Genomic DNA, 26,147 nt, shown 5'->3' on the forward strand with positions numbered 1-26,147 from the left:
GGAGACACTCGTGAGCAACATGCAGACCGCCCCGCCGACGTCCTCGACGGACGTCCCCGGTGCCGCCCCGGCGGCGGAGTCCCGAAGCCGGGCCCTGACCGCCGAGCAGGCCGACTACCTGTATCCCTGGGTCCGTCCCTACTACAGCGACCCGCTCGCCCTCGCCGAAGGAGAAGGCGTCTGGCTTCGGGACGTGGACGGCGATGAATACCTGGACCTGTTCGCGGGCATCCTCACGACCTCGGTCGGCCACTGCAATCCGGCCGTCGTCCAGGCGGCCCGGGCGCAGATGGAGCGCCTCGGGCACACGTCGGCCCTCTACGTGACCGAGGGCCAGATCGAAGCCGCGCGCTCGCTGGCCGAGATCACTCCGGACGACCTGAAGACGACGTGCTTCACGAACAGCGGCACCGAGGCGGTGGAGTCGGCGGTCGCGACGGCGCGCCTCTACACAGGCCGGCACGAGATCGTGGCCCTGCGGCTCTCCTATTCCGGCAGGAGCACGCTCGCCAGCCACATGACGGCCCAGGGCGCGTGGCGTCTCCCCGGCGGGGGCGTCGACGGGGTCGTCCACACCCGGTCGCCGTACCCCTACCGCTCTCCGGTCGGCGCCGGGCCCGAGGCGACAGACTTCTTCATCGACGACCTCGTGGAAGTCATCGAGACCACGACGGGCGGGAAGCCGGCCGCCTTCTTCGCCGAGACCATTCAGGGCGTGGCGGGCGTCATCGTGCCGCCCCCGGACTACTTCCAGAGGGCGGCGGAGGTCATCCGGAGCTACGGCGGCCTGTTCATCATCGACGAGGTGCAGGCCGGGTTTGGCCGCGCGGGGGACCACTGGTTCGGGATCGACCACTGGGGCGTCGAGCCGGACATCATGGTGATGGCGAAGGGGATCGCGAACGGATTCCCGGTCGGGGCGACGGTCACGCGGCCCGAGATCGCCGAGGCGTGGCAGGGGCCGTCGATCTCCACGTACGGGGGCAACTCGATCTCGATGGCGGCAATGCGCGCCACCCTGGACGTGATGAAGGGTGAGAACGTGCCGGCCCGCGCCGCCGAGCGGGGGGCGCAGCTGCGCGCCGGACTCGAGGCGCTGAAGAGCGCGCACGACTGGATCGGCGAGGTGCGCGGCCTGGGGCTGATGCAGGGGATCGAGATGGTCGAGGATCGCACGGGGAAGGCGCCGGACGGCGGACGCGCCGGGGCGCTGCTCGAGGCGGCACGCGAGGAGCGCTTGCTCATCGGGCGCGGTGGGCTGAACGGGCACGTGATCCGGATCGGGCCGTCGCTCCTCATCACGGAAGACGAGATGGAGGAGGGCATCCGCCGGCTCGCGTCCGCCTGCCGGCGGATCGACGGCTGACCCGCCGGGCGTGAGCCGTCTCTCCGGGCGCATTGCGATTGTGACGGGCGCCGGCCGCGGGATTGGCCGGGCCCACGCTCTCGCCCTGGCGGCCGGCGGGGCGAGCATCGTCGTCAACGACCTCGGCACGGGCGTCCACGGCGACGGAGCGGATGCCGGCCCGGCCGAGTCCGTCTGCGCCGAGATCCGGGCTGGCGGCGGCCGGGCCGTGGCCAGCCGTCACGACGTCTCGAACTGGGACGATGCCCGCGACCTCATCGCCCACGCGGTCAACACGTTCGGCGGCCTCGACATCCTCGTGAACAACGCCGGCATCCTCCGCGACCGCGCCCTGTTCAACATGTCCGAGGACGAGTGGGACGCGGTCGTCGCGGTCCACCTCAAGGGTCACGCCGCCCCCAGCCGGCACGCGCTCGCCTGGTGGCGCGCCGAGGCGAAGGCCGGCCGCCCCCGCGCCGCCTCTGTCATCCACACAACCTCTTCCTCCGGGCTGTGCGGCAACTTCGGACAAGCGAACTACGGAGCCGCGAAGATGGGCATCATCGGCCTATCGAAGGTCCTTTCGATCGAGGGAGCCCCCTACGGCGTCCGCTCGAACGTGATCTCGCCCTCCGCGCGGACGCGCATGGTGGCCGGCATGACGGGCGCCGATCAGCTGGGCGAGCCGGACGAGACGGGATACGACCCCTTCGGGCCGAAGCACATTGCCGTGCTCGCGGCGTGGCTGGCGGAAGCCGACTGCCCGGCCCGCGACCAGATCTTCCATGTGTCCGGGCGACGAGTCCGCGTCCTGGAGGTGCCCCACATTGCGTCCGAGGCCCGTTCGGAGCGCGATTTCACGCCATCCGCGCTCGGCGAGGCGTTGGCGGACCGGTTCGTCATCCCCCTCGGCGCCTTCGACCTGATCCTGGATCGCTAGCAGGCCGTGGCGTTCCCGCGGGAACGTCTACACCTGATTTCGGGGGGGCGTCGTCGTGGTCGTGGGTTGACGCGTCAGATCGGAGGATGGAATATCCCGTCCGGGCGCAATGGAATGTGCGCCCGTTGTCGATCGGACGATCGGATCCCACACTCAACGGAAGGTCAATACCATGTCGTGTGCAGCTCGCCTTGGGGAACTTGTCAAGGAAAACCTCGATCTCGACCGCGAACTCCAGTGGGATGGCGGGCTCGCGGATTCGGGCGTTTCGTCACTCGACGCCGTCGCGTTCAAGAAAGTCGTCGAGAAGGAGTTCGGCATTTCGATTCCCCCCGAGTGCTTCGACACGCTTCGCAAGCTGGCCGCGTACATCGACTCCCAGGCCGGCTGAACGCACCGCACCAACTCCGACCGCGCCCCCGGGCTTGACGGCTCGGGGGGACGCGGCGTGACATGACTTCCGGCGCTGTTTGGAAGATTCCGGAACCGCATTCGGTGCACGACGTCCGGCACGACGACGGCAGTGTCACCAGGGTGCGGCGACACGGGCACCCCCGTGGACCTCGTTTGCTCGTGGGACACGGCAACGGTCTCGCGGTCGACCTCTATTATCCGTTCTGGTCGCGGTTCCTCGATGGCTTTGACGTTTTTGTCTACGACCTGAGAAACCACGGGTGGAACGCCATAGGCCCCCGCAGCGGACACAACGTCCCCAACCTGATCCGGGACCAGGAACAGGTCGTCGAGGCCATCGCCACCCGCTACGGCCCAACGCCCATGATCGGGGTCTTCCACTCCCTTTCGGCGCTGACGGCGCTCCTCTCGGGCTCGCTCGGCACGGGTCGCATGGGCGATCTCTCCGCCTGGATCCTCTTCGATCCGCCTCTCTACAAGCCGAGAATGGGTGAGGCCGAGTTCGACAAGTCCGCCGACCGGTCGGCGGAACTCGCGCGACGCCGAGCGGACCGGTTCCGAGAGGCGTCCGAGTTCTCGGAGCTCCTCGAGCACCTGGTGCTGACCCGGGCCGTTCCGGGCGCGGCGGACCTGATGGCCAGCACCGTGCTCCGCGAATCCGCGGACGGGGAGAGCGTCGAGCTTCGGTGTCCCCGCGAATACGAGGCGCAGATCTTCGCGTACGCGCGCACCTACGCCTTCCTGGTGGACCTGGGGGACGTGCCCTGTCCGACCAAGGTCATCGGCTCGGATCCCACGCTGACGTTCTCGTACATGCCGTCGTTCAACCTCAGTCACATCAACACCGTCGACTACGACTTCATACCGGAATCCACGCACTTCCTGCAGGTGGAGCACCCGGAGGAGTGCGCCCAGTTGATGTGCGACTTCCTCAAGGGCCACGCGTTGCTGTAGGCCCCGACGGCCCGCCTCGCAGAGCCGTCGCTATGAGCCCCCGCCCGGCGCGGAGGAGACGGCTACCCGAACGGTGACGATGTCCGTGCCGTGGTACTGCTGGTGGCGCACCGATGAGGCGAGGTGGCGCAGGAGACGCAGCGACACTTCGCTCTCAGGGGAAGTCTCCCCAACCTCTCCGCTCAGCAGGGCAAGGCGATCCTGGAGGTTCTCGTCACGTGGGGCGACAACGAATTCGAGCGCCACGTCGGCCTTGTCGCGGTGCACCGCCATGACGAGTCGCCGCCGGGCTGGGTCGTCTCCGGACGCCTCGGGCCGGGTCAGCGAGAGGAGCGCCTCCTCGGCGGCAGCGTCCAGGCGGTCCGCGACCTCCGCGTCCAGACCGGCCTTCGCGGCGAAGCGCCCGAGAAACTCCCGGATCATCGGCAGCGCCGATGGGCCGAATTCCGTTTCGATGCGGGCACGGCGGGGTTCGGTCAGGCGCAGAAAGAGGGTCAGGAGGATGGCGGTGAAGCCGCCGGCGTTCATCCCGTTGGCCAGCAGACCGCCGGCGAATGCGGACACCTGGTCGGGGAGGATGAGCCCGTACTGGAAGCTGACTCCCGTGAGGAAGGCGAGGCCGACGACGATGCCGTTGCGATCGTCGAGTCCGCCCTGGAGGACGATCTTGAGGCCGATCGCGAACAGCATCGCGAGGAGGACCGTCAGGTAGCCGGCGAAGACCGGATCCGGGACGGCGAGGACAACCGCGAACGCCTTGGGGAGGAAGACGAAGGCGATGAAGGCGGCGCCGGCCGCCAGCCCCACGCCCCGCGCCGCGACCCCCGTGAGTTGTGTCAACGGGACGCTCGTCGTGGTGGCGCTGCCGGGCACGGTACCGGCGAGGCCGGCAAGCAGGTTGCCCACGCCGTCCACGGCCACCGCGCCCTGCACGGACCGGAAATCGGTCGCGCGACTCGCGCGCCGCCAGGACACCCGCTGGATCGCGACGGCGCTGCTCATGGTGCGGATGCTCGCGATCACCGCCACGAGCAGGAACGAGGGCAGGAGGGTCCAGAAGGCCGGGCCGAACGCGAGGTCGAAGCCCGGCGGGCGCGGGCGTGGAAGGCCGATCCAGGCGGCGTCCGCTATGCGGTCCACATCGTAGAGGCCGTGGTAGCCGGCGATCGCGGTACCGACGATTACGCCGATCACCGGGGCCCACAGGCGGAGCGCTCCCGTCCCGCGCAGAGCGATGCATCCGATCAGGAGCGCCGTGACACCGAAGCTGAGGGGGGCGCCCGGAGGCGCGCCGCCTTCAGGTCCGCCGGCAAGGAGTCCCGACACGAAGGGCAGCACCGTCACCGGAATCAACATGATCACCGTGCCGGAGACGGCTGGAGTCAGGACTCGCTGGAAGAGAGACAGCCGCCAGGAGAGCAGCAGCGGGATGACGGCGGCGACCACGACCAGGGTGGCGAGAAGAGCCGGGCCGCCCTCGGTGAGCGCCATGATGCTCGCCGGGATGAAGGCGCCGGAAGTACCCATCAGAAGGACGTGTCCCGCGCCGAATCGCCCCGCCCGGACCGCCTGCAGCATCGTCACGAGGCCGCAGGCGGTGACGGACGCCAGCACCGCCCAGGAGAGATACTCCTCGCTGACCCCGGCGGCCCGCATGACGACCAGCGGGATCAACACGATCGCCGCGATGTTGAGCACCGCGAGCTGGAGCCCGACGCCGATCGTCAGGGCCGGCGCGGGCTTCTCGTCGGGCTGGTAGCGGATGCCGGACCGGCCGTCCGCCCCGGTGGCGTTCAAGCCCCGTTCTCGATCCAGTGGCGTCTGCGCTGGAACGGATAGCCCGGGAGCGCGATCCGGCGTCTCGTCTCACCCGCGAACAGCCCCGCGAAGGAGACGGGAAGCCCGGCCTCGTACGCTTTCGCCACTGAGAACGCGAACGCGTCATCGGCACCGTCCGCCCGCTCCGTGCCGCCCGGCCAGTCGGCAAGCGCCGTCGGCCCCGCGGCGGCCGGGTCGACCTCGAGCACCAGGTCCACGCCAAGATCCGCCAGGGCGGCGGAAAGACGCCGGCGACTCTGCGACGCCCGCGCCTGCTCGCGCCAATAGGCGGCGTCGGGCGCCTGCCGGGGATCCATCCTTCGGCCGGTCACCTGACTGATCAACGCAACTGAAGGCGGTGAGATGTCGATGTCCTGCGCCGCGGCCTCCAGATCATCCAGCGGATCCCGTCCGGCACCGTCCATTTCGTCGACGGGCATCGCGACCGCCAATCGCTGTTTCGGTCTGGCGATCGCGGTGCCCCTCGTCGCGGCGAGTCTCAGTCCGTCCTCCAGCCTGAAGACGCCGGCGGCCCAGGCCGCGGTCAGTTCGCCCACGTCCTCTCCCGCCACCGCGCCGGGGCGGACGCCGACGCTCACCCACAGCGCGGTGAGCGCGCAACCCAGTGCGTAGGCGGCGGGCTGCGCCCACTCGGGGTCACGCAGCGTCCCTCGGGCGTTCTCCCGCCCGAACATCACGTCGAGCAGCGACGCTCCGTCCCGCGCCTTCCTCAGCGCCTGGTCACAGCGGTCCAGGATGGCGCGCACGACCGGCTCGCGATCATAGAGCCCCTGCCCCGCCCTCTCGCTCGCGCCGTCTTCTCCTGCGTAGACGAAGCCCACCCGCGGGGGGGTGCCGGCTTCGCGGTCCCAGTGAGATCCTTCCTCGACAGGCCGTTCGGCGAGGACGCTGAGTTCATCTCGAAGCGACGCACCGTCGCGGAACACGATGCCGGCCCGGTGGCGAAAGTGACTCCGCCCCATGCCGGCGGTCCACGCCATGTCCGCGAGCGACGACGCCGCGGCGTCATCGCCGCCGGACGGCGCTCCGGCGTGTTTCTCCAACCACTCGAAATAGAGCTTCGCCAGTTCCCGCAGCGCCTCCGGCGACTTTGCGGATAACGGCAGGAGACGCGTATCCCGGGGAGCGACAGCGTCCACAGGCGACGGCCCACCCTCGGTCTCCGGCAGGACGACCGGAACAGTGACCGATGCGCCGGCGGGCATCCGGGCGCCGTTCCCGATCGACGCGTGGTCCGCGCTCCCGTTCCCCTCGACCACGACGTGCGCGTTCGTCCCCGAGATGCCGAACGAACTCACGCCCGCGCGCGGTGGCCGATCATCGTCGGACGGCCACGCGGTGGGCTCGGCCGTGATGCGCACCGGGAGCTGATCCCACGTCAGATGGGGGTTCGGGTCGTGGAAGTGCAGTTGCGGCGGGATCCGGCCCTCGTTCATGGCAAGCACCGCCTTGATGAGGCTGGCGATCCCGGCCGCGCACTCGAGATGGCCGATGTTCGTCTTCACGGAACCGATGAGGAGCGGCCGCTCCTCGTCCCGTCCCCGGCCGTAGACCGTCGCGGCCGCCTGCACCTCAATCGGATCTCCGAGATCGGACCCCGCGGCGTGCGCCTCCAGATAATCAACCTCCGCTGGCGAGAGACCCGCCTGGGCGAGCGCATCCTCGATCACACGCTCCTGGGCCGGGCCGTTCGGGACGGTGAGCCCCGCGCTCGTCCCGTTCTGGTTGACGGCCGAACCGCGGACTACCCCCCAGATCCGGTCGCCGTCCGCCCTGGCGTCGGCGAGCCGCTTGAGGACGACCATGCCGCAGCCCTCACCACGCACAAACCCGTCCGCCGCCGCATCGAAACTGTGGCAACGCCCACTCGCCGAGAGCAACCCGACTTCCTTCATCAACTCCGTCGTCCCCGGCCACAGGATCGCGTTGACGCCTCCCGCGAGCGCGACTCCCACCTCGCCCTGTCGAAGTGCGGCGGCGGCCTGATGTACGGCCACGAGCGACGAAGCACAGGCCAGGTCCAGAGGCACAGCGGGACCGGTAAGGCCGAGGGCGAACGAGATCCGGCCCGCGGTCACGCTCATCGTCGTCCCGAGGTAGCCGGGTCCTTCGCCGCTGGCCACGGCGAGGTCCCGGTAATCTCCGGTGGTCACGCCGGTGTAGACCCCGGTGCTCGTGCCCTTGAGCTGCACCGGATCCAGGCCCGCGTCCTCCAGTGCGTGCCACGTCGTCTCGAGCAGCAGGCGCTGACGCGGGTCCATCATCCGGGCCTCGATCGGCCTGATCCCGAAGAAGCGCGCGTCGAACTTGTCGATGTCCTCGAGGAACGCGCCGTGGCGCGAGTAGTCATCGTCGGAGGCGGGATCGCCGGCCACGCCCGTCCAGGGCCCGGCATCCCGGCGTCCGTCCGTCACCGCGTCGGTCCGAGCCTCCAGTTGGCGCCAGAAGGCGGCGAGGTCCGGCGCGCCGGGGAAGCGGCATGCCATGCCGACGATCGCGACGCCATCGTCCCCATCCTCGTCTCGCTCCGGCGCCTGGTCCCGGACCTCCGAGGCGAGTTCCGGCGCGCCCGCGGGCGAGGCGTCCCCATCGTCGAGTTCCTTCGCCAGGTGCGCGGCCAGTTCGGTGATGTTGGGGTAGTCGAACACGAGCGTGTTGGGCGCGCTGTAGGCCCCGGACAGGGCCCGGTTCAACCGGTTCCGCAGCTCCACGGCCATGAGCGAGTCCATCCCGAGATCGAAGAAGCCGACCGTAGGGGCCGGGGCCGAGGGCAGTCGCAGCACGGCCTGCACTTCCGCCTGCACGAACGACGCGAGGAGCGCCTCCCGTTCAGCTGCGGGCCTCCCGTCGACGCGCGTGAGGATATCTTCGGCCCCTTCCGCGTCATCCGCCCCCGCCTCGGCGGCCGCGGACAGCAGATCCTCGAGCAGGGGCGGTGGCTCCTCCACGGCCTCCTCGAACACGTCCCAGTCCATCGCCATGACGACAGACGTGGTGGCGTCCTGCCGCACGAGCCGGTCGAGGGCCCTCAACCCCTGCTGCGGCGTGAACCAGCGGCCTCCCAGCGCCGACCGCTGCCGGTCGAACCGTTCCCGCTGTTCCTCGGCTTCACCGATATCCGACCACGCGCCCCAGGCGATGGCCTGGCCCGGGAGCCCCTGCGACCGCCGATAGCCGGCGAGCTGGTCGAGGAATGCGTTGGCCGCCGCGTGGTTCGCCTGGCCCGGGTTGCCCAGGATGCCCGCGACGCTGGAGAAGAGCACGAACATGTCGAGGTCGCGCCCGGCGGTCGCCCGGTGCAGGTGCCAGGCCCCCAGCATCTTCGGCCACAGAACCCGCTCGAACGTCTCCCAGCTCTGGTTCCCGATCGTGGCGTCCGACAGCACGCCGACGCTGTGGATCACGCCCGCGAGCTGCGGGAGATCCGCATCCATGCGGGCCAGCATGGCGTCGAGCGCGGCGTCGTCCGTCACATCGGCGAGCTCCACCTCCACGGTGGCCCCGCGCCCCCGCAGCGCTTCGATCGCCTCGCTGACCTCCGGGTCGGGCGGTCGCCGGCCGTTGAGCACGATGGCGCCGGCGCCGCGATCGGCCAGCCAGCCCGCCACGACCACGCCGAGACCGCCCAGGCCGCCGGTCACCAGGTAGGTGCGGTCTTCGCGCAACGTCCCCCGCGCGAGCGGTGAGTTGGCGAGCACGATCTTGCCGACATGCCGCGCGCCCTGCATGCACTTCATCGCCGCGCCCGTCTCGGCCACCGGCCACCGGGCGTGGATGAGCGGCGCCAATTCGCCGGCCACCATCCGCTCCATAACGCCGCGCAGGAGCTCTCCGGCCCTGGCGGGTTCTTCTTCCTTGAGGACGTCGATCATGAGGATGGCGTACTGGACGTCGGGGCGTACCGCCACCATCTCCTCTTCGCTCAGGATGTCCACCCGACCCATTTCCACGAAGCGGCCGCCTTCGGCGAGGCACGAGAGGCTCGCCTCGATGAAGCCCTCGCCCGTCAGGCTGTTGAGCACCATGTCGACACCCGTCCCGCCCGTGGCCGCGAGGATCTCCGCGCCGAAGGCCGTCGTGCGGCTGTCGAACACATGCTTCACCCCGAGCGAGCGCACGAAGTCGCGCTTGCGCGCGCTCGCCGTGGCGAAGACCTCGGCACCCGCCGCCCGGGCCAGTTGGATCGCCGCGAGACCGACTCCGCCCGCGCCGGCGTGGATGAGTACGCGGTCGCCGGCGTCGAGTCCCGAGAGCTCGAAGGAGAGCGCCGCCGACACGAACGCCGTCGGGATGGTCGCCAGTTCGGTGACCGAGAAACCCGGTGGCGCGGGCACGACCATCTCTTCGAGGGTTACGGTCTCGGCGCCATAGTTCCGGAACGTCATGCCGACCACGCGGTCTCTGACCGCGACGCTCGTGACGTCCTCCCCAACTTCGAGCACCCGGCCGCAGAACTCCCCGCCCATGAAATCATCGACGAGTCCGATCGCGATGAACACGTCGCGGAAGTTGAGTCCGAAAGCCTCGATCGCGGCGCGGATCTCTCCGGGCGCCAGCGGGCTTTCGGGCACCGACATCACCCCGAGGGCTACGAGGGACCCACCCGGATCGGGCTGCAGCTCCCATCCCGGCTCCTCCGGCAGCGACAACCGATCCGGGACGGTCGCGGCGCGAACCAGCCTCGCACCCTGGCGGCGGCCGAAACGGTAAGCGATGTGGGTCTCCGCATCCGGGTGAAGAAACTCGTTCGCGAGGTGCGGCGGGAGCGCCTTATCGGCAGGATCGAGATCCAGCATCCTCGGCCGAAGCTGGGGAGCCTCCCGGGCGGCCACCTTGCCCAAGCCCCACAACGTGGCGCCGATCAGCTCGCCACCGCGCTCGCGTTCCACCATCTGGCCGCCGCGCGTGAGGAACCAGAGACCCTTCGACGGGGGCGTCTCGCTCTCCGCCAGCGCCTGCGTGAGGGCGAGGGCACTCGCCGCAGTGCTGCGCGCATCCCCCGCCAACTCGTCGGTGGTCGCCGCGGCGCCGTGACCATCCAGTCCTCCCAGGTGCACGACGCCCGCGAGCGGCGGATCGGAGGGCAGGCCATCGAGCAGCGCGGCCCAGGATTCTCGCCGTTCGGCTTCCACGGGCGCCTCGACGACGCCCGCGCCGGCCGCCTCGGAAAGCTCGCCGGGGCCCGTCGCCGCGCCGGCGAGCACGACCGTCTGTTTGTGCGCCGCGAGCGTGTTCGCGAGTTCAGCCGCCACGTCACCCCGGTCGGCGGCCAGAACCCACGTCCCGGGCTCTCTCGTGACTTCCGCCGGACCCTGCGCCACGATCACGCCCCGGTCCGGGTTCGCGTTCGGATCCGACTCGTCGAAGCCGAGGATCGCGATGTCTTCGAAGCCGGCGTCTGCGAGCGCCTGTCGCCAGACGGCGGGGGTCGCAAGCGCGTGGTGCGGGCGGTAGTCGTCGGCGAACCGCCACCAGCCGTCCAGCTGCCCGAACGTGAGGTCGAGCCACCCCTGCCCGCGCAGATTCTCGAGCGCAATCAGTTGCCCCGACGGGGAGAGAGCCGCGAGGCAGTGTTCCAGCGTCTCGTTCAGATAACGCGTCGCGTGGAGGACGTTGGAGGCGATGACCAGGTCGTAGCCGTGGCGATCGATCCCCTGTGCCACCGGTTCCTTCTCGATATCGAGCACCCGGTAGTCGATCGACGCCTCGGCACCGCCGAATCGGGATTCCGCCTCCGCGAAGAAGCCGGCCGAGATGTCGGTGTATGTGTAGTCGTAGCCGCCCTTCGGCAGTTCCGGGAGCAAGGCCGCCGTCGCCGACCCGGTGCCGGCGCCGACCTCCAGCACGCGCAGCGTGCGCCCGGCCGGCATCGCGCTCAGGAGAGCCGCCGTCGCATCCGCCAACAGGCGGTTGGCCGCACGGGCCACCGGCGCCTTCAGATACAGATCGGCGGCCGTCGGTTCGCCGCTGCTGAAGAGCAGCGTCAACGGATCCATGCGACCCTGGAGAACCTCGGCCAAGGCGCCGGCGCTGCGCCGGAACAGACCGATCTCCGTCGTGCCGTGCGCGTACCGCGCCGCCATCTCCTCCGCCACCGCATCGGGGTCGTCGGAAAGCCCCTCCGGCAGCGGCTCGCCGGACGCCACGGTCACGACGAAACCATCGCCGGCCTGCTCGAGCACCCCGGCGCGGACCTGCATCTCGAGCATCCGCCGGAACAGCCGCTCGTGCTCCGAACCGACGCCCAGACGCTCCCGCAGCTCGGCGGAATCGACGGATTCCCCGCCCACGCGCCGCCAGTCCAGCGCATCCAGAGTCCGGAGAGCGTACGCGCAGGACAGCTGCTCCAGGTCCGCCAACAGCGCCGCCCGATCCTCGGCGTCGACCCCCTCGTTCTCCAGGTAGCCGGTGAAGAGATCCGTCGTCGCGGCGACCTCCGACGGACTCCTCAGGAAATCGGCGGGCGCGATGCCGGCCTCGAGAGCGCGATCCCGCCAGGTCACCTCGTAGAGAAGCTCGTCGACTCCTTCGACGGCCGAGAGGAGCGCCGCCCGTGTCGCCCGCTTCACGGTGAAGCCGACGAGTTCTCCGACCGGCGTCCCGTCGGGGTCGTAGAGCCGGAGGTCGGCTACCTGAACCTCGCGGAGTTCGTCATCGCGCGCGTCCGCGACCGCGCGATCCGGCCCCTCGCGCATCCGCACATGGCAGACGAGCCGATCCGGCAAACGGCCAGCCAGCCACAGGCGTTCCCACGCGAAGGGGAGATAGGTGATGCCTTCGGCGGCGCCGTCGGGGTTGCGCGCCGCACCGAAGGCCTGGAAGCAGCCGTCCAGCACGAGGGGATGTACGTCGAGCGGCGTCCGCTCGAAGCCAGGATCGAGCCTCACTTCGGCGATGGCCTCGCCGGGGCTGGACCAAAGCGCTTCCACGGTGCGGAAGGCCGGGCCGAGATTGATGCCCACCGAAGCCTTCGCGCGGTAGTAGCCCCCAAGGTCCACCGGAGAGAGTTCGGTCTTCGCCGCTTCGACGTCGAGCGCCGCCCCCTGGAGGCCACCGGCCACGCCCGCCCCGATCCGACCCTCGGCGTGCAGCGTCCACCCCTCCTCGCCCTCGGCCCGGCTCAGGACACGGACCCGGCGAGACGGTCCGTCCTCGGGGAAGTCGAGGAGCACCTGCACCCGGCGCGCCGTCTCGCCGGCGCCCTCCTCGCCGTCCTGGTCGGGGAAGACCAGGGCGCTCCGGAGCTGGAAGTCTTCTATCACCACCGCTTCGCTTCCCTCGGCGCGGGCGGCCGAGGCGGCCATGGCGCCATAGAGCGCGCCCGGCGCGATCAGGCGGCCAAAGACCCGATGGTCGCTGAGCCACGCCGGGTCCGAAGGGAAGACCTCCGTGTCGAAGGCAATCTCCCCGCTCGCGGACTCGTGGCGCATACCCAGCAGAGGGTGGCCGGCATCCGAGCGCCGCCGCCTGGGCGCCTCGATCCAGTAGCTCTCGCGCTGGAAGGGATAATCCGGCAACGCGATTCGGCGACGAGCCTCTCCCGCGAAGAGTCCCGGGAAGGACACCGGCAGCCCCGCCTCCCAGGCGCCGGCAACCGCCTCCACGAAGCCGCCGCCTGCGCCCGCCGCTGGCGCCTCCTCGCCTTTCGCCGGTCGCAGGAGGCTCGAGAGGGCCACCGGTGGCGCGGTTCCGGAGGCCTCCGGCCAGGCCATGGTCGTCATCGGCCCCAGCACGGCATGGGGTCCGACTTCGATTACCGCGTCCACGCCGATCTCCGCCAGCGTTTCGACGCCGGCCCGGAAGGCCACCGGCTCGCGCGCCTGACGCCGCCAATACGCGGCATCGGGCGCCTGGCCGGCCCCCAGCGCGCGGCCCGACAGGTTGCTGACGAAGGTGAGGGAAGGCGGCGCGAAGGCGGTCTCGGCCAAGGCGGCCTCGAGGTCGTCCAGGGCCGGTGCGACCATCGCGCTGTGATAAGCCGGGCTCCGCCGCAGCCGCGCGACGCGTACACCGTCCGCCTCGAAGCGCTCCAGGATCGCCTCGATCTCGACCGCCGGGCCGCTGATCGCCTGATGGGCGCCGTTGTCCGCCGCGACACACAGGCCGATGCCATCGGAGGTCGCGTTGTGTTCGTCCAGAGCCGCCGCGACGCGGGAGGGCGGAGCAAAGACCGCCGCCATGGCGCCGTCGCCGGGGAGCGCCCCGATCAGCGTGCCCCGTGCCGCAGCGAAACGCAGACCCTCCTCCAGGCTGAACACGCCGGCGGTGTGCGCCGCCGCAATTTCGCCCAGACTGTGACCGAGCACGACGTCCGGCCGCACGCCCACACTCTCCCACAGAGCCGCGAGCGCGCACTCCAGTGCGTAGATCGCAGGCTGCTTCCATCGCGGATCGTCCAGGTCGCCGGCGACGACAGGTCCCGTTCGACCGAACATCACGTCCAGGAGCGAAGCGCCCCGCTCCTCCGCAAGCAAGGCATCGCAGCGGTCCAGCACCGCGCGCACCACGGGTTCGCTCGCATAGAGCGCCGCGCCCATCCCCGGCCACTGGCTCGCCTGTCCCGTATAGACGAAGGCCACCCGCTTCGCGGCGCGCGGCGCCGGCGTCTCGTCCGCCTCCTGGAGCGCGCGGAGAGATTCGTGCAGGGAATCGGCATCGTGGAACACGACGCCCGCTCGGTGCTCGAAATGGGTGCGCCCGATGGCAGCCGACCACGCCATGTCGGCGAGCAACCGTACGCTGGCGGCCTCATCGGCTGCGAGTCCCCCGGCGCGGTCGTCCATCCACGACCGGTATCGTCCCGCGAGGTCACGGAGGGCTTGATCCGTGCGCGCGGCAAGCGGCAGAAAACGCTTGCCCCTCGGCGCGAGGGTCTCCGCGACCGGCGTGGCTCCATTGAAAGAGGCCGGCAGCGAAACGGCGATGGACCGTGGCGAGCCGTCGGTCCAGGACCCGGGGACCTGTGCGGCGAAGTCCTCCCGGTCGCCGTACCCCTCCAGCACGAGATGGGCGTTGGTCCCCGACCAGCCGAAGCCGCTCACCCCCGCCCGCCGCCGCGCCCCGGACCTGTCGGGCCAGTCCGTGGGTGTCGCCGTCACTTGCAGCGGCAGACGCTCCCAGGGGATTTGGGGACTGGGATCCCGGAAGTGGAGGTGTCTCGGGATGACGCCGCGCCTCATGGCAAGCACCGTCTTGATCACGCCGGCGACCCCGGCCGCCGCTTCGAGATGACCGATGTTGGTCTTGACCGAGCCGATGAGCAGCGGCCGCCCGGGGTCCCGGCCGCGAGCGTACGCGCTACCGGTCGCCTGGGCCTCGATCGGATCGCCGACTTCCGTACCCGTGCCGTGTGCCTCGACGTAGTCCACCTGGGCGGGATCAAGGCCGGCCTGCTGCAGGGCGGCCTGGATGACCTTCTCCTGCGCGGGCCCGCTCGGCACGGTCAATCCGGGGCTGGCACCATCCTGGTTGAGCGCCGAGCCGCGCACCACGGCCCAGATGCGGTCGCCATCGGCTTCCGCCTCGGCGAGGCGCTTGAGCACGACGATCCCGCAGCCTTCACCGCGGACATAACCGTTCGCCGCCGCATCGAAGGTGGCGCAACGCCCGTCCGGCGACAGCATTCCGGCGTTGGCCCGCATCTCCAGGAGGCGGCCCGAGAGGATTGCGTGCACGCCACCGGCCAGCGCCAGGTCCGCCTCGCCCCGCTGGAGGCCGGTCGCTGCCGCATGGATCGCGACCAGCGAGGAAGAGCAGGCGGTATCCAGTGCCAGCGCCGGGCCTTCAAGCCCGAGGGCGAAGGCAACCCGGCCGATGGCGGTGTTGAAGGAGGTTCCGGTGACGGAATAGAGGCTGACGGCGGGCTCGTCCGGGGGAAGGGTGTCCAGAATGAGCCCGCGATACTCGTTGTTGCTGATCCCCGCGTACACTCCGGTGCGGCTGCCCTTCAGCCGGTCGGGGGCCATGCCCGCGTCCTCCACCGCCCGCCAGCACGTCTCCAGCATCAGCCGCTGCTGGGGATCGAGCAGTTGCGCCTCCACGGGCGAGATGCGGAAGAAGGCCGCGTCGAACTGGTCGAGCCCGTCCAGGTAGGCACCGAATCGGCAGGCCGGCCTCTTGCCCTCGCTCTCGGAAAACAGTTCGCCGACGCGCCCGACGCCGGAGCCGGGAACCCCTTCGATGACCCCGCTCCCGCCCGCGTCCAGCATTCGCCAGAAGGCGGCCAGGTCCTCCGCGCCGGGGAAACGGCACGCCATTCCGATGATCGCGATCGGCTCTGCCCGCCGCCCGTTTCGATCTGCCATGGTTATGGTCCCCTTGCCGGCCGGCTTCCCCGGACCGGACATTTGTTCCGCACCGCAATGTCATCCGAAATATGACGTGAAATACCACGCGGTTGCACGAGGAAACAGGAGGAGGACGATGATGCACGCCCGTTCGACCTTGACCGCCCTTCTCGCCCTGGTGGCGATCCCCCTCGCCGTCCCGGCGGGGGCCATGGGCCAGAACCGTGAGATGACGCCGGAGGAGCGCGCCCGGGTCATGGCCGAGTACGAGGCCCGCATCGATGCCGAACTCGTCTCGGAGCGCCCGATCGAGATGTTCGACTCGATCTGGATCGAGGAACTCACGTGGATGGAAGTCCGCGACATGATGGCGGCCGGCTACGACATCGCGATCGTCTCCACCGGCGGGATCGAGCAGAACGGGCCGTATGTGGCGACCGGCAAGCACAACTACGTGCTGCAGGGGACGTGCGAGGCCATCGCCCGCGAACTGGGCAATGCGCTCTGCGCGCCGATCATGAAGCTCGTCCCCGAGGGGGACATCGACGAACCCTCCGGGCACATGCGCTACCCCGGCACGATTTCGCTCCGCCAGGAGACGTTCGAGGCGGTGCTGGACGACGTCGCTTCCAGCCTCCGGGCCCACGGCTTCGAGCACATCGTCTTCATCGGCGACAGCGGCGGGAACGTGCAGGGGATGGCGAATGTCGCGGCGCGCCTCAACGAGCGCTGGGACGACGCCCACGCTCATCACATCCCCGAGTACTACCGGTACGGCGGCGGGGACTTCCTCGAGTCCGAGCTGGGGATAACGGAGACGGAGAACGACGGCATCCACGACAGCTTCGGCATCACGAGTCTGATGATGACCGTCGACCCCACCGTCGTCCGCTACGATCAGCGCGTGAAGGCGGGGCTCGCGAGGATCAACGGCGTCCCGATCGCCCCGAAGGAGAAGACGATCGAGATCGGTCTCAAGCTCCAGGCCTATCGGACCGCGCTCACCGTGAAGAAGATCCGCGAGTCGATCGCCGGCGCCGGCATGTAGCGCGAGCTTCCCCCTCGCTGGCCCGCGCGGCTCACGATCCGCGCGGGCCCCCCTGGGTCTTCACCATCCCCCGCGAGGCGTAGTAGGCCCTTCCGCGCTCCCGCCGATAGGTTGTGCGCGCGAGCACTCCGGCCCCGGGAAAGGGCCCCAGGAAAGAAGGACGAGTGGCGACTCCCCAACCGAGTTCCCCCATCCCCGCGCGTGGCAAGCTGATCATCGGCGCCCTCGCGTTCGGCGGTCTCACGGTGTTGGGGCTCGTGGCGCTGATCCAGTGGCGTCCTCCCTCGGAACTCGGCGGCATCCTCTCCCGCATCACGCCGGCCTTCGCTCTCGCCCTGCTCGCCCTGCTCGCGCTCGACTTCACGCTGGGCGGCGTGCGGTATCGACTGCTCCTCGATGGCCACATCTTCTCGCGCGTCTCGCTGTGGCACTGCATGCGGGCGAACTGGGCGAACATGCTGCTGGGAGCCATCACCCCGGCGCAGACGGGCGGCGGCGCCGCGCAGCTCTACGTGCTGTGCCGGCGCGGGGCACGGTTGTCCGAGGCGATTCTCTGTTCGCTGCTGACGTTCGTCGCCACGCTGCTCTTCTTCGCGCTCGGCGGCCTCGCCGCTCTGGGGTTCCTGCCGGCCGGTGCGTTGTCCCGGGGTGTGCTGCTCGCGCTCGCCGTCGCGGTGGCAGTCATCGCGCTGCTGGCCGGCCTGCTGATCTCGGCCGTCGCGGCCCAGCGGCAAACCGTCCGGCTGCTCCGACGCCTCCTGAACGCGGTATCAAGGCGGGGGACGCGAGTCCGGCGCTGGGCCGCGGCGGGCCGGCGCCTGCTGAGCCGTGAGATCGAACGTCTGGCCGCAGGGGTCCGGGCGGTCGCGTCGCACGGCAAAGTGACGCTCGTCTGGGTGTGCGTCGCGACCGCCGTCCTCTACCTCAACAAGTACTTCATGGGCTACGTCCTCGCGGCGGCGCTCCAGAGGCAGGTAGATCTCTCCTTCATCGGACTCCAGCTTCTGCAGCACATCCTCCTCTACTTCTCGCCGACGCCGGGCGCCTCCGGTGTGGCCGAGGCCTCGACGGGGCTACTGATGAACCGGGTGCTCCTCGCCGAGGTGACGGTATTGTGGGTCGTGGGCTGGCGGCTGCTCACCACGTTCTTCGGAACGATCCTGGGGGCGTTCGTGCTGTTCGGCGAGGCGCGGCGACACGTCGGCGACGTCCGGGCCGACGCGAGTGCCGGCGCGGGGGGCGCGGCGGCGTGAACGGGCGACTCTGCGTCGGGGGCGCCGAGTTCTGGGAGCACCTCGAGCGCGACATCCGCGGAGCACGCGACTACGTCTACGTCCAGACGCTCTCGTTCGAGGGCGACGAGGCCGGGCTGGGTCTGGCCGAGGCCCTGCTGGCCTGCGAAGCGCCCCGGAAGCGCATCGTCGTGGACGCCGTGACGAAGTACCTGATCAACGACCGCTTCATCGGCCTGCCGTCAGCGCGGCGCGACGCGGCACTCCAGCGCGAGGTCGCGGCCACCGGCGAGATGTGCGACCGGCTGGAGCGGGGGGGAGTGCCCGTGCGGTTCGCCTGGCCAGTGGGCCGGCGCTTTCACCGGCTCATCGCTCGCAACCACAAGAAGCTCATCGCGATCGACGACCGGATCGCCTACCTGGGCGGGATCAACTTCAGCGAGCACAACTTCGCCTGGCACGACTTCATGGTCCGCATCGAGAGCCCGGGGATCGCCACGTTCCTGCGCGAGGACTTCGAGCACACATGGCGGGGAAACGACCAGGCGGCCGCGGCCGAGATCGACGGCGATGAAATCGTGGTCGGCGAAGGCCGGGGCAACCCCGGGCTGCGCGACGCAGTCTCCCGCGCGCTAGACCGGGCCACGCGCCGGATCATCGTCCAGTGCCCGTATGTCAGCGAGCCCTTCTGGAGCGCCCTCGGCCGAGCGCACCGCCGCGGCGTGCACGTCACGGTGATGATGCCGCAGGCACACAACCGGGCCGTGATGAAATGGGGCACGCTCGACGCGGCGCGGCGCGAAGGCTTCGAGGTTCTCATGCTGCCGGGGCCCATGACGCACGCCAAGGTCATGCTGATCGATGACTCGGTCGTCCTCGGGTCGGCGAACTTCGACTACGTGAGCTTTCGCATGCAGCCGGAGGTCGTCCTCATCACGAGCGCGCCCGGTCTCGTTCGCGAGATCGGAAAACGCATCCTCGAACCCGACCTTGCGCGCTGCCGGGAGCCGGCGGAGGAGCGCCGCCAGCGCTGGCGCGAGCGCCTGGGCGGCATCTCGATGCGTGTGCTGGAGTTGCTGTCATCCTCGATACGCGAGCGCCGGCCGAGCCCCATCCCGCTCGCCACATGGCGCGACGGAATCGAACTCCCGCGGCCGGGACAGGCTGGCCGATGACTTCTTGGTTTCGGCGGTATCTGCTTCCGGGGTTCGTGTTCCAGTCCATCATCATCGCGGGCGGGTACGGAACGGGGCGCGAACTCGTGGAGTTCTTTCTCCGCTTCGGACCGCTGGGCGGACTGCTGGGGATGCTCCTTCCCGCGGCCATCATGGTGAGTCTGACTTCGATGGCCTCCTTCGAGTTCGTGCGCGTCTTCCAGACGTACGACTACCGGAGCTTCTTCCAGCGACTGCTCGGCCGCGCCTGGTTCGTATACGAGATCGGCTTCCTGTGCGCCGTCCTCCTCATTCTGGCCGTGATCGGATCCGCGGCGGGGACCTTTCTCCTGGAAACGTTCGGCCTTCCGTACGCGGCGGGGGTGATCGGACTCCTCGCCGCCATCGGCTTCCTCGTCTTCAAGGGGACGGGAACCATCGAGCGCTTCTTCTCCAGCTGGTCCTTCCTCCTGTACGGCGTCTACCTCGTTTTTTTCGCCTGGTCGATCGCCCGCTTCGGCGATGGCATCGGGACGGCGCTCGCGTCGGGTGATGTACGCGAGGGCTGGGCGCTTTCGGGGTTCCGGTACGGGGTCCTGCAGCTTTCGCTCGTGCCAGCGATGCTCTTCGCGACCCGACACATCCGGAAGCGGCGCGAAGCGCTGTGGGCCGGCGCGTTGACGGGTCCGATCGCGATGATCCCGGGTGTCCTCTTCCTCGTGGCGATGGCCGGCCAGTACCCCGACATCCTGCAGCGGCCCGTGCCCGCCAACCACCTGCTCGAGCTACTCGGATCGCGCTGGTTCCAGATCACGTTTCAGGTCGTCCTCTTCGGCACCCTCATCGAGTCGGGGACGGGTTTGATCCACGCTTTCAACGAACGGATCGAAGGCGTGTTCTCGGCTCGGCGGGCCCGGATGCCGGACGCCGTACGGCCCGCGGTCGCCGTCATTCTCCTGATTCTCGCCTCCGCCCTTTCCCGGTTCGGAATCATCGATCTCATCGCCACCGGATTCGGCGCTCTGAGCTGGGTCTTCCTGTTCATCTTCGTCCTCCCGCTGCTGACCATCGGAATGTACAAGCTGCACCGGCGCGGAGCCGCGGGGCGCGGAGGGTCCGCCTAGGGTCCGCGTAGGGCGAAATCGGGTCGGCGTCCCTATATTGAGGGGTTGAAGTCGAGGGTGACGTCGCACTTCCATGTCGGGGGACGAGCGATTCCATGAAGAGACTCGCGATTGCGCTGCCCTGCATCGCGCTTTGGGGGCTGATTTCCGCGCTTCCCGGCGGTTCGTCCTTCTCCACCCCTCCCCCTGCGCAGGCCTACGGGCTCGCCCCGGACACGATCCCGCAGGCGATCGTGAGCCAGGTCTGTACGAACTGTCATAACGACCGGCGTCTGCTCGGCAATATGTCTCTCGAACGATTCGACGTAGAGTCGGCGCACCTCGAGGCGGAGACGGCGGAGAAGATGATCCGGAAGTTGCGGGCCGGCATGATGCCGCCGCCGGGGATCCGGCGCCCGCCGCCCGAAGATCTGCTCGAACTCGCCATGACGCTCGAGGCGCGGGTCGACGCCGTGGCCGCCGATCGCCCGGACCCCGGCGCCCGCTCCTTCCAGCGCCTGAACCGGGCCGAGTACGAGCGCTCGATCCGGGCGCTTCTCGGCCTCGATATCGACGCCTCCGCCTACCTGCCGAACGAGACGATCAGCGCGGGCTTCGACAACATCGCGGACGTGCAGAACCTCTCCGCCACCCTGCTCGAGGGATACCTGACGGCGGCGAGCGAGATCAGCCGGCTCGCGCTCGGGGATCTGACCGTCACACCGAGCGAGACCGAGTACGAGGTGTCCCGCTACGCCGAGCAGCGGCAGCACGTGCCGGGCACCCCGATCGGCACGCGGGGCGGGATCGCCGTCGTCCACAACTTCACCGCGGACGGCGACTACGTGTTCCGGCTCGCCTTCCAGCACGAGTCGACCGGGAATTTCTTCGGGCAGACGACACCCTTCGATGAGCAGGTCGAACTCTCCGTGGACGGGGAGCGCCGGGCGCTCATCGACATCGACCGCTGGATGCACCGGCAGGATCCCAACGGTGTTCAGGTCGAGACTGATCCGATCCATGTGACGGCGGGTCCGCACCGGGTGGCGGCCGCCTTCATCAAGCGCTTCGACGGACCGATCGAAGACCTCGTGTCTCCGCACGAGTGGAGCCTCGCCGACAAGAAGATCGGCTACTCGCACGGGATCACGGTCGTCGCCCACCTCCGCGACCTCACGGTCCGGGGTCCGTTCGGCGTGTCCGGCGTGTCGGAGACGCCAACCCGGGCGCGCGTGCTGACGTGCCGGCCCGAAGCCGGGGATACGGAGGCGGAGCGCCGCTGCGCGAGGGAGATCGTGGCGCGGCTCGCGGCGCAGGCCTACCGGCGGCCGGTGGACGAGGCGGACATCGACCCCCTCCTCGGCCTGTACGAGGCCGGGGCCGAGGAGGACGGTTTCGAGGTCGGGGTCCGGACGGCGCTCCAGGGCATCCTCGCGAGCCCGGACTTCATCTTCCGCTTCGAGGAGCCGCCCGCCGGGGCCGGGACCGAGGGGCCGTACCGCATCGCACCGCTCGACCTCGCCTCGCGGCTCGCTTTCTTCCTGTGGGGGATGCCTCCGGACGAGGCGCTCATCGAGGCGGCGCGGACCGGCGGACTCGACGACGCGGCCGGCGTGGAGACCCAGGTCCGCCGCATGCTCGACCACCCGAACGCCGAGGGGCTGGCAACGCGATTCGCCGCGCAGTGGCTGCGGCTCCAGGACCTCGACAACGTGCACCCGGACGCGCTCCGCTTCCCTGACTTCTACGAGCAACTCGCCCGCGACATGCGGCGCGAAACGGAGTTGCTGTTCGAGCACCTCGTGCGAGAGGACCGGAGCTTCTTCGAGTTGCTGACGGCCGACTACACCTTCGTCAACGAGCGGCTCGCGAGGCACTACGGCATTCCCGATGTGGCCGGGACCCACTTCCGGAAGGTCGATTATCCCGACGACACCCGCCGCGGCGTGTTGACGCACGGGAGCATCCTCACCTCGACCTCGCACGCGAACCGGACGTCGCCGGTGCTGCGCGGCAAGTGGATCATGGAGGTCCTGTTCGGGACGCCGCCGCCCCCGCCGCCGCCGGACGTGCCGGATCTGGAGGCGACGGAGGAGGCGGAGGAGGGCCGCTTCCTCACCGTGCGGGAGCGGCTCGAGATGCACCGCGCGAGCCCGGCCTGCCGGTCGTGCCACCGTGTCATCGACCCGCTCGGGTTGGCGCTCGAGAACTTCGACGTGACCGGTGCGTACCGAATCAACGACCAGGGGCGGTCGGTCGATCCAAGCGGCGACCTGTACGACGGGACGCCGCTGTCCGGGCTAGCCGACCTGCGGACCGCCCTCCTCTCCCGCCGCGAGTCGCTGGCGAGGGCGTTCACCGAGAGCCTTATGGCCTACGCACTCGGACGCCGGGTCGAGTACTTCGACATGCCGACCGTGCGCAGGGTCACGCGCCGCGCGGAGGCGGAGGACTACCGCATGTCCGCCTTCATCCTCGGCGTGACGGAGAGCCCGGCCTTCCTCATGAGCCGGGGCGGCGCCATCGTCGAGCAGGAGGACGAGGCCGGAAGCCGTACCGAGGGAAGTAGCCAGGGAAGTAGCCAGAGAAGCCATGACGGGATCAACCGGGGGATGTAGATGGACATCATCACGGGAAAACACATTCCACGCCGCACCTTCCTTCAGGGGGTCGGGGCCACGGTGGCGCTTCCGATGCTGGACGCCATGGTTCCCGCCGGACGGCTGTGGGGCTCAATCCGTCCCGCGGATCCGACCCGGCTCATCGCCATCGAGATGGTGCACGGCGCCGCCGGCTCCACGGCGTACGGGGCGTCGCGCGGTTACTGGTCTCCGCTCCAGACGGGCCGTGACTTCGACTTGAGCACGGGCGCGCTCGCTTCCCTCGAGCCGTTCCGGGATCAGCTCACGATCATCAGCGACACCGACATCGAGGCGGCGGAGGCGAGGATCCCCAAGGAGATCGGGGGCGACCACTTCCGCTCGAGCGCGACCTTCCTGACCCAGTCCCACCCGCGACAGACCGAGGGCTCGGACATCCTGGCCGGGACCTCCATGGATCAGCTCTACGCCGGGCGCTTCGGGCAGGACACGCCGATCCCCTCCATGCAGCTCTGCATCGAGAATGTGGACCAGTCCGGCGGGTGCGCGTACGGCTACGCCTGCGTCTACACGGACACGATCAGCTGGAAATCGCCCACGGAACCGCTCCCCATGATCCGCGACCCGCGGGTGGCCTTCGACCAGCTGTTCGGCGCCGGAGGGAGTGCCGAGGAACGCGCTGCCCGCCGCCGCGCGAACCGGAGCATCCTCGACTTCATCTCGGGCCGCATCGGGGAACTCCGCCGGGAGCTGGGGCCCGTCGATGTCCGCCGGCTCGACCGCTACCTCGACAACGTGCGGGAGATCGAGCGGCGCATCGAGCGCGTCGAAACGCAGAACCGGAGCGGCGAGGAGCGGTCGCTTCCCGAGGCGCCGGCCGGCGTGCCCGATTCGTTCGTCGAGCACGTGCATCTGATGTTCGACCTCCAGGCGCTCGCGTTCGAGTCCGACATGACGCGCGTGTTCTCCTTCAAGCTGGGGCGCGATTCGTCAGCGAGGGTCTTCCCCGAGAGCGGCGTCGACAAGCCGTTCCACCCCGCTTCCCACCATGGAGCCGACGAGGAGAACATCGACGACTTCGCGCAGATCAACCGCTTCCACGTCTCGATGGTCCCGTACCTTCTCGAACGGTTGCAGAACACGATGGATGGGGAGACGGACCTGCTCGAGAAGACGATGGTCATCTACGGCTCGCCGATGGGCGACCCGAACGTGCACAACCACAAGCGCTGCCCACTGTTCGTAGCCGGAGGGGCGAACGGAAAACTGGACGGCGGACTCCACGTCCGGGCCGCGCCGGGGACCCCGATGGCCAACGCGCTGCTCTCGCTTATGCACACGCTCGGTCTGGAGGACATCGAACAGTTCGGGGACAGCACGGGAGCCCTGCCGCTCTCCGCTCCCGGCACGAGCGCGGCCGGCTCGTGAGGCGCGGAGCCGTGCGGCTGGAGCGCGGGACCGTGCGGCTCACCGCCGTAGCCGCCCTGGCACTGCTCTTCACGGCCGGGCACGCGCCGGATTCGCCTGTCGCGGACGCGGCGATGACGGGCGACCTCGCGGCCGTGCGGGCGCTTCTGTCCGATGGGGCCGACGTGAACGCGCCGCAGGGCGACGGGATGACGGCGCTCCACTGGGCCGCACGGTCCGCGAACGCCGACCTGGCTAGCCTGCTCCTCGAGGCGGGCGCGGACGTCGGCGCCGTCACCCGCATCGGAGCCTACACAGCGCTCCACCTCGCGAGCGAAGTCGGCAGCGCGCAGGTCGTGCGCGTCCTGCTCGCCGGGGGCGCGGAACAGACGGCCACCACCGAAGACGTGGGCGGCACGACCCCCCTGCACCTCGCCGCCGGCGCCGGCGACGCGGAGGCCGTCCGCCTGCTCCTCGAGCGCGGCGGGGACGCCGACGCGCGCGAGGCGCGCTGGGGCCAGACGCCGCTCATGTATGCGGCCGCCCGCGGACGGGAGACCGCCGTGCGGGTGCTGCTCGACGGCGGCGCGAACCCGGCCCTGGCCACCTGGGTGACCGACATCACGGCCCTCGCCGAGTGGTCGCAGGCCGACCGCCGCGCCCGCAGCGCGCGAATGCGCGGAGAGCCCGAGCCGTCGGTGCCGCCCCGCCCCGCCCCGTCCGACAAGCCGCTCGTCGCCGGGCCCGATGCCGCGAGCGCCCGCCCCGCGGCGGAAGATGAGGAGGACTACGAGCGCCCGATCGAGGAGCCCGAGCCGCTCGGCTACGGCGACCTCATCGGTGGCCACGGTGGTCTGACGGCCCTGCTTCACGCTGCCCGCGAGGGGCACGCCGGCACCGTGCGCGCGCTCATCGAGGCTGGCGCGGACGTCAATCAGATGAGCGGCGGCGACCGTACGAGCCCCATGCTCATCGCGATGATCAACGGCCACTTCGACCTGGCGCTGGAACTGTTCGAGGCCGGGGCCGACCCCGCACTCGCCTCCGCCGCCGGCGCAACGCCCCTCTTCGCCGCCCTCAACGCCCACTGGGCGCCGAAATCGCGCTACCCGCAGCAGCACGCCTACGGACAGCAGCGGCACAGCTATCTCGACGTCATGCGCCGCCTGCTCGACGCGGGCGTGGATCCCGACGCGCGTCTCGAGAAACACCTGTGGTGGGTGTCGTACAACTTCGACCTCCTGCAGATCGACCTGAAGGGCGCGACCCCCTTCTGGCGTGCCGCGTACTCGCTGGATGTCGAGGCGATGAAGCTGCTCGTCGAGTACGGCGCCGACCCCCACCTCGCCACGATCAAGGTGCCGCCCCGCCGGCTCCCGGCGTGGGACGGCGAGAAGCGCGATCTCTCCGGCGTCCCCCCCGTGCCCGTGGGCGGCCCCGCCGACTACCCGATCCACGCCGCGACCGGCATCGGCTACGGCCAGGGCTTCCCCAGCAACGCCCACCGCTACGTCCCGGACGGCTGGCTGCCCGCGGTTCGGTACCTCGTCGAAGAACTCGGCGCGGACGTCAACCAGCGCGACGAAGAGGGCTACACCCCCCTCCACAACGCGGCTTCGCGCGGCGACGTGGAGGTCATCCGCTTCCTCGTCGAGCACGGAGCGGACGTGACCGCTGTCAGCCGCGTCGGCCAGACGACCGCGGACATGGCGAACGGCCCCTACCAGCGCACGCAGCCCTTCCCGGAGGCCGTGGCCCTGCTCGAGAGCCTCGGCTCGAAGAACAACCACAACTGCGTCTCCTGCTGACGCGGCTCCGCGCCTCA

The 26,147-nt window shown here is 70.0% G+C and carries 13 protein-coding genes; 11 read left to right on the top strand and 2 right to left on the bottom strand.

Annotation, left to right across the window (positions count from 1 at the left end):
• The first annotated feature begins 19 nt into the window (after positions 1-19).
• The 4 genes from ACOOGH_RS08585 to ACOOGH_RS08600 all read left to right on the top strand — a co-directional run bounded on the left by ACOOGH_RS08585 (position 20) and on the right by ACOOGH_RS08600 (position 3,653).
• The gene (locus ACOOGH_RS08585) at positions 20-1,366 is read left to right on the top strand and encodes an aspartate aminotransferase family protein (protein ID WP_420450094.1); all 1,347 of its coding nucleotides are present in this window, start codon (positions 20-22) and stop codon (positions 1,364-1,366) included.
• 10 nt (positions 1,367-1,376) lie between these two features.
• Complete coding sequence (locus ACOOGH_RS08590; protein WP_420448521.1) at positions 1,377-2,285, top strand: SDR family NAD(P)-dependent oxidoreductase; 909 nt, start codon at positions 1,377-1,379, stop codon at positions 2,283-2,285.
• A gap of 172 nt (positions 2,286-2,457) precedes the next feature.
• On the top strand, positions 2,458-2,676 hold the full coding sequence (locus ACOOGH_RS08595; RefSeq protein ID WP_420448522.1) for an acyl carrier protein: 219 nt from the start codon (positions 2,458-2,460) through the stop codon (positions 2,674-2,676).
• A gap of 182 nt (positions 2,677-2,858) precedes the next feature.
• The gene (locus ACOOGH_RS08600) at positions 2,859-3,653 is read left to right on the top strand and encodes an alpha/beta fold hydrolase (protein ID WP_420448523.1); all 795 of its coding nucleotides are present in this window, start codon (positions 2,859-2,861) and stop codon (positions 3,651-3,653) included.
• A 30-nt stretch (positions 3,654-3,683) separates the two neighbouring features.
• Here ACOOGH_RS08600 and ACOOGH_RS08605 read toward each other — a convergent pair whose 3' ends face one another.
• Complete coding sequence (locus ACOOGH_RS08605; RefSeq protein ID WP_420448524.1) at positions 3,684-5,450, bottom strand: uracil-xanthine permease family protein; 1,767 nt, start codon at positions 5,448-5,450, stop codon at positions 3,684-3,686.
• Positions 5,447-15,796 carry an SDR family NAD(P)-dependent oxidoreductase gene (locus ACOOGH_RS08610; protein ID WP_420448525.1) on the bottom strand — a complete coding sequence of 3,450 codons (10,350 nt, stop codon included), beginning with the start codon at positions 15,794-15,796 and terminating at the stop codon, positions 5,447-5,449. Before ACOOGH_RS08610 ends, ACOOGH_RS08605 begins: the two co-directional genes overlap by 4 nt.
• Before the next feature lie 118 nt (positions 15,797-15,914).
• Between ACOOGH_RS08610 and ACOOGH_RS08615 the strand changes: the two genes are divergently transcribed.
• The 7 genes from ACOOGH_RS08615 (at position 15,915) to ACOOGH_RS08645 (ending at position 26,130) form a co-directional block, all read left to right on the top strand.
• Positions 15,915-16,826 (top strand): creatininase family protein, encoded by a 912-nt coding sequence (locus ACOOGH_RS08615; RefSeq protein WP_420448526.1) that lies wholly within the window; start codon positions 15,915-15,917, stop codon positions 16,824-16,826.
• A 164-nt stretch (positions 16,827-16,990) separates the two neighbouring features.
• Positions 16,991-18,079 (top strand): lysylphosphatidylglycerol synthase transmembrane domain-containing protein, encoded by a 1,089-nt coding sequence (locus tag ACOOGH_RS08620; RefSeq protein ID WP_420448527.1) that lies wholly within the window; start codon positions 16,991-16,993, stop codon positions 18,077-18,079.
• Positions 18,076-19,233 carry a phospholipase D-like domain-containing protein gene (locus ACOOGH_RS08625; protein WP_420448528.1) on the top strand — a complete coding sequence of 386 codons (1,158 nt, stop codon included), beginning with the start codon at positions 18,076-18,078 and terminating at the stop codon, positions 19,231-19,233. The genes ACOOGH_RS08620 and ACOOGH_RS08625 overlap by 4 nt, the downstream gene beginning before the upstream one ends.
• Complete coding sequence (locus ACOOGH_RS08630) at positions 19,230-20,336, top strand: hypothetical protein (RefSeq protein ID WP_420448529.1); 1,107 nt, start codon at positions 19,230-19,232, stop codon at positions 20,334-20,336. The genes ACOOGH_RS08625 and ACOOGH_RS08630 overlap by 4 nt, the downstream gene beginning before the upstream one ends.
• Before the next feature lie 95 nt (positions 20,337-20,431).
• Positions 20,432-22,933, top strand: a complete 2,502-nt coding sequence (locus tag ACOOGH_RS08635) for a DUF1592 domain-containing protein (RefSeq protein WP_420448530.1) — start codon at positions 20,432-20,434, stop codon at positions 22,931-22,933.
• A complete protein-coding gene (locus ACOOGH_RS08640) occupies positions 22,934-24,343 on the top strand; it encodes a DUF1552 domain-containing protein (RefSeq protein ID WP_420448531.1) in 1,410 nt (469 codons plus the stop codon).
• The gene (locus tag ACOOGH_RS08645) at positions 24,340-26,130 is read left to right on the top strand and encodes an ankyrin repeat domain-containing protein (protein WP_420448532.1); all 1,791 of its coding nucleotides are present in this window, start codon (positions 24,340-24,342) and stop codon (positions 26,128-26,130) included. Before ACOOGH_RS08640 ends, ACOOGH_RS08645 begins: the two co-directional genes overlap by 4 nt.
• Positions 26,131-26,147 lie beyond the last annotated feature (17 nt).

Origin of the sequence: Candidatus Palauibacter sp., assembly GCF_965213655.1 — a bacterium.
Taxonomy (GTDB): domain Bacteria; phylum Gemmatimonadota; class Gemmatimonadetes; order Palauibacterales; family Palauibacteraceae; genus Palauibacter.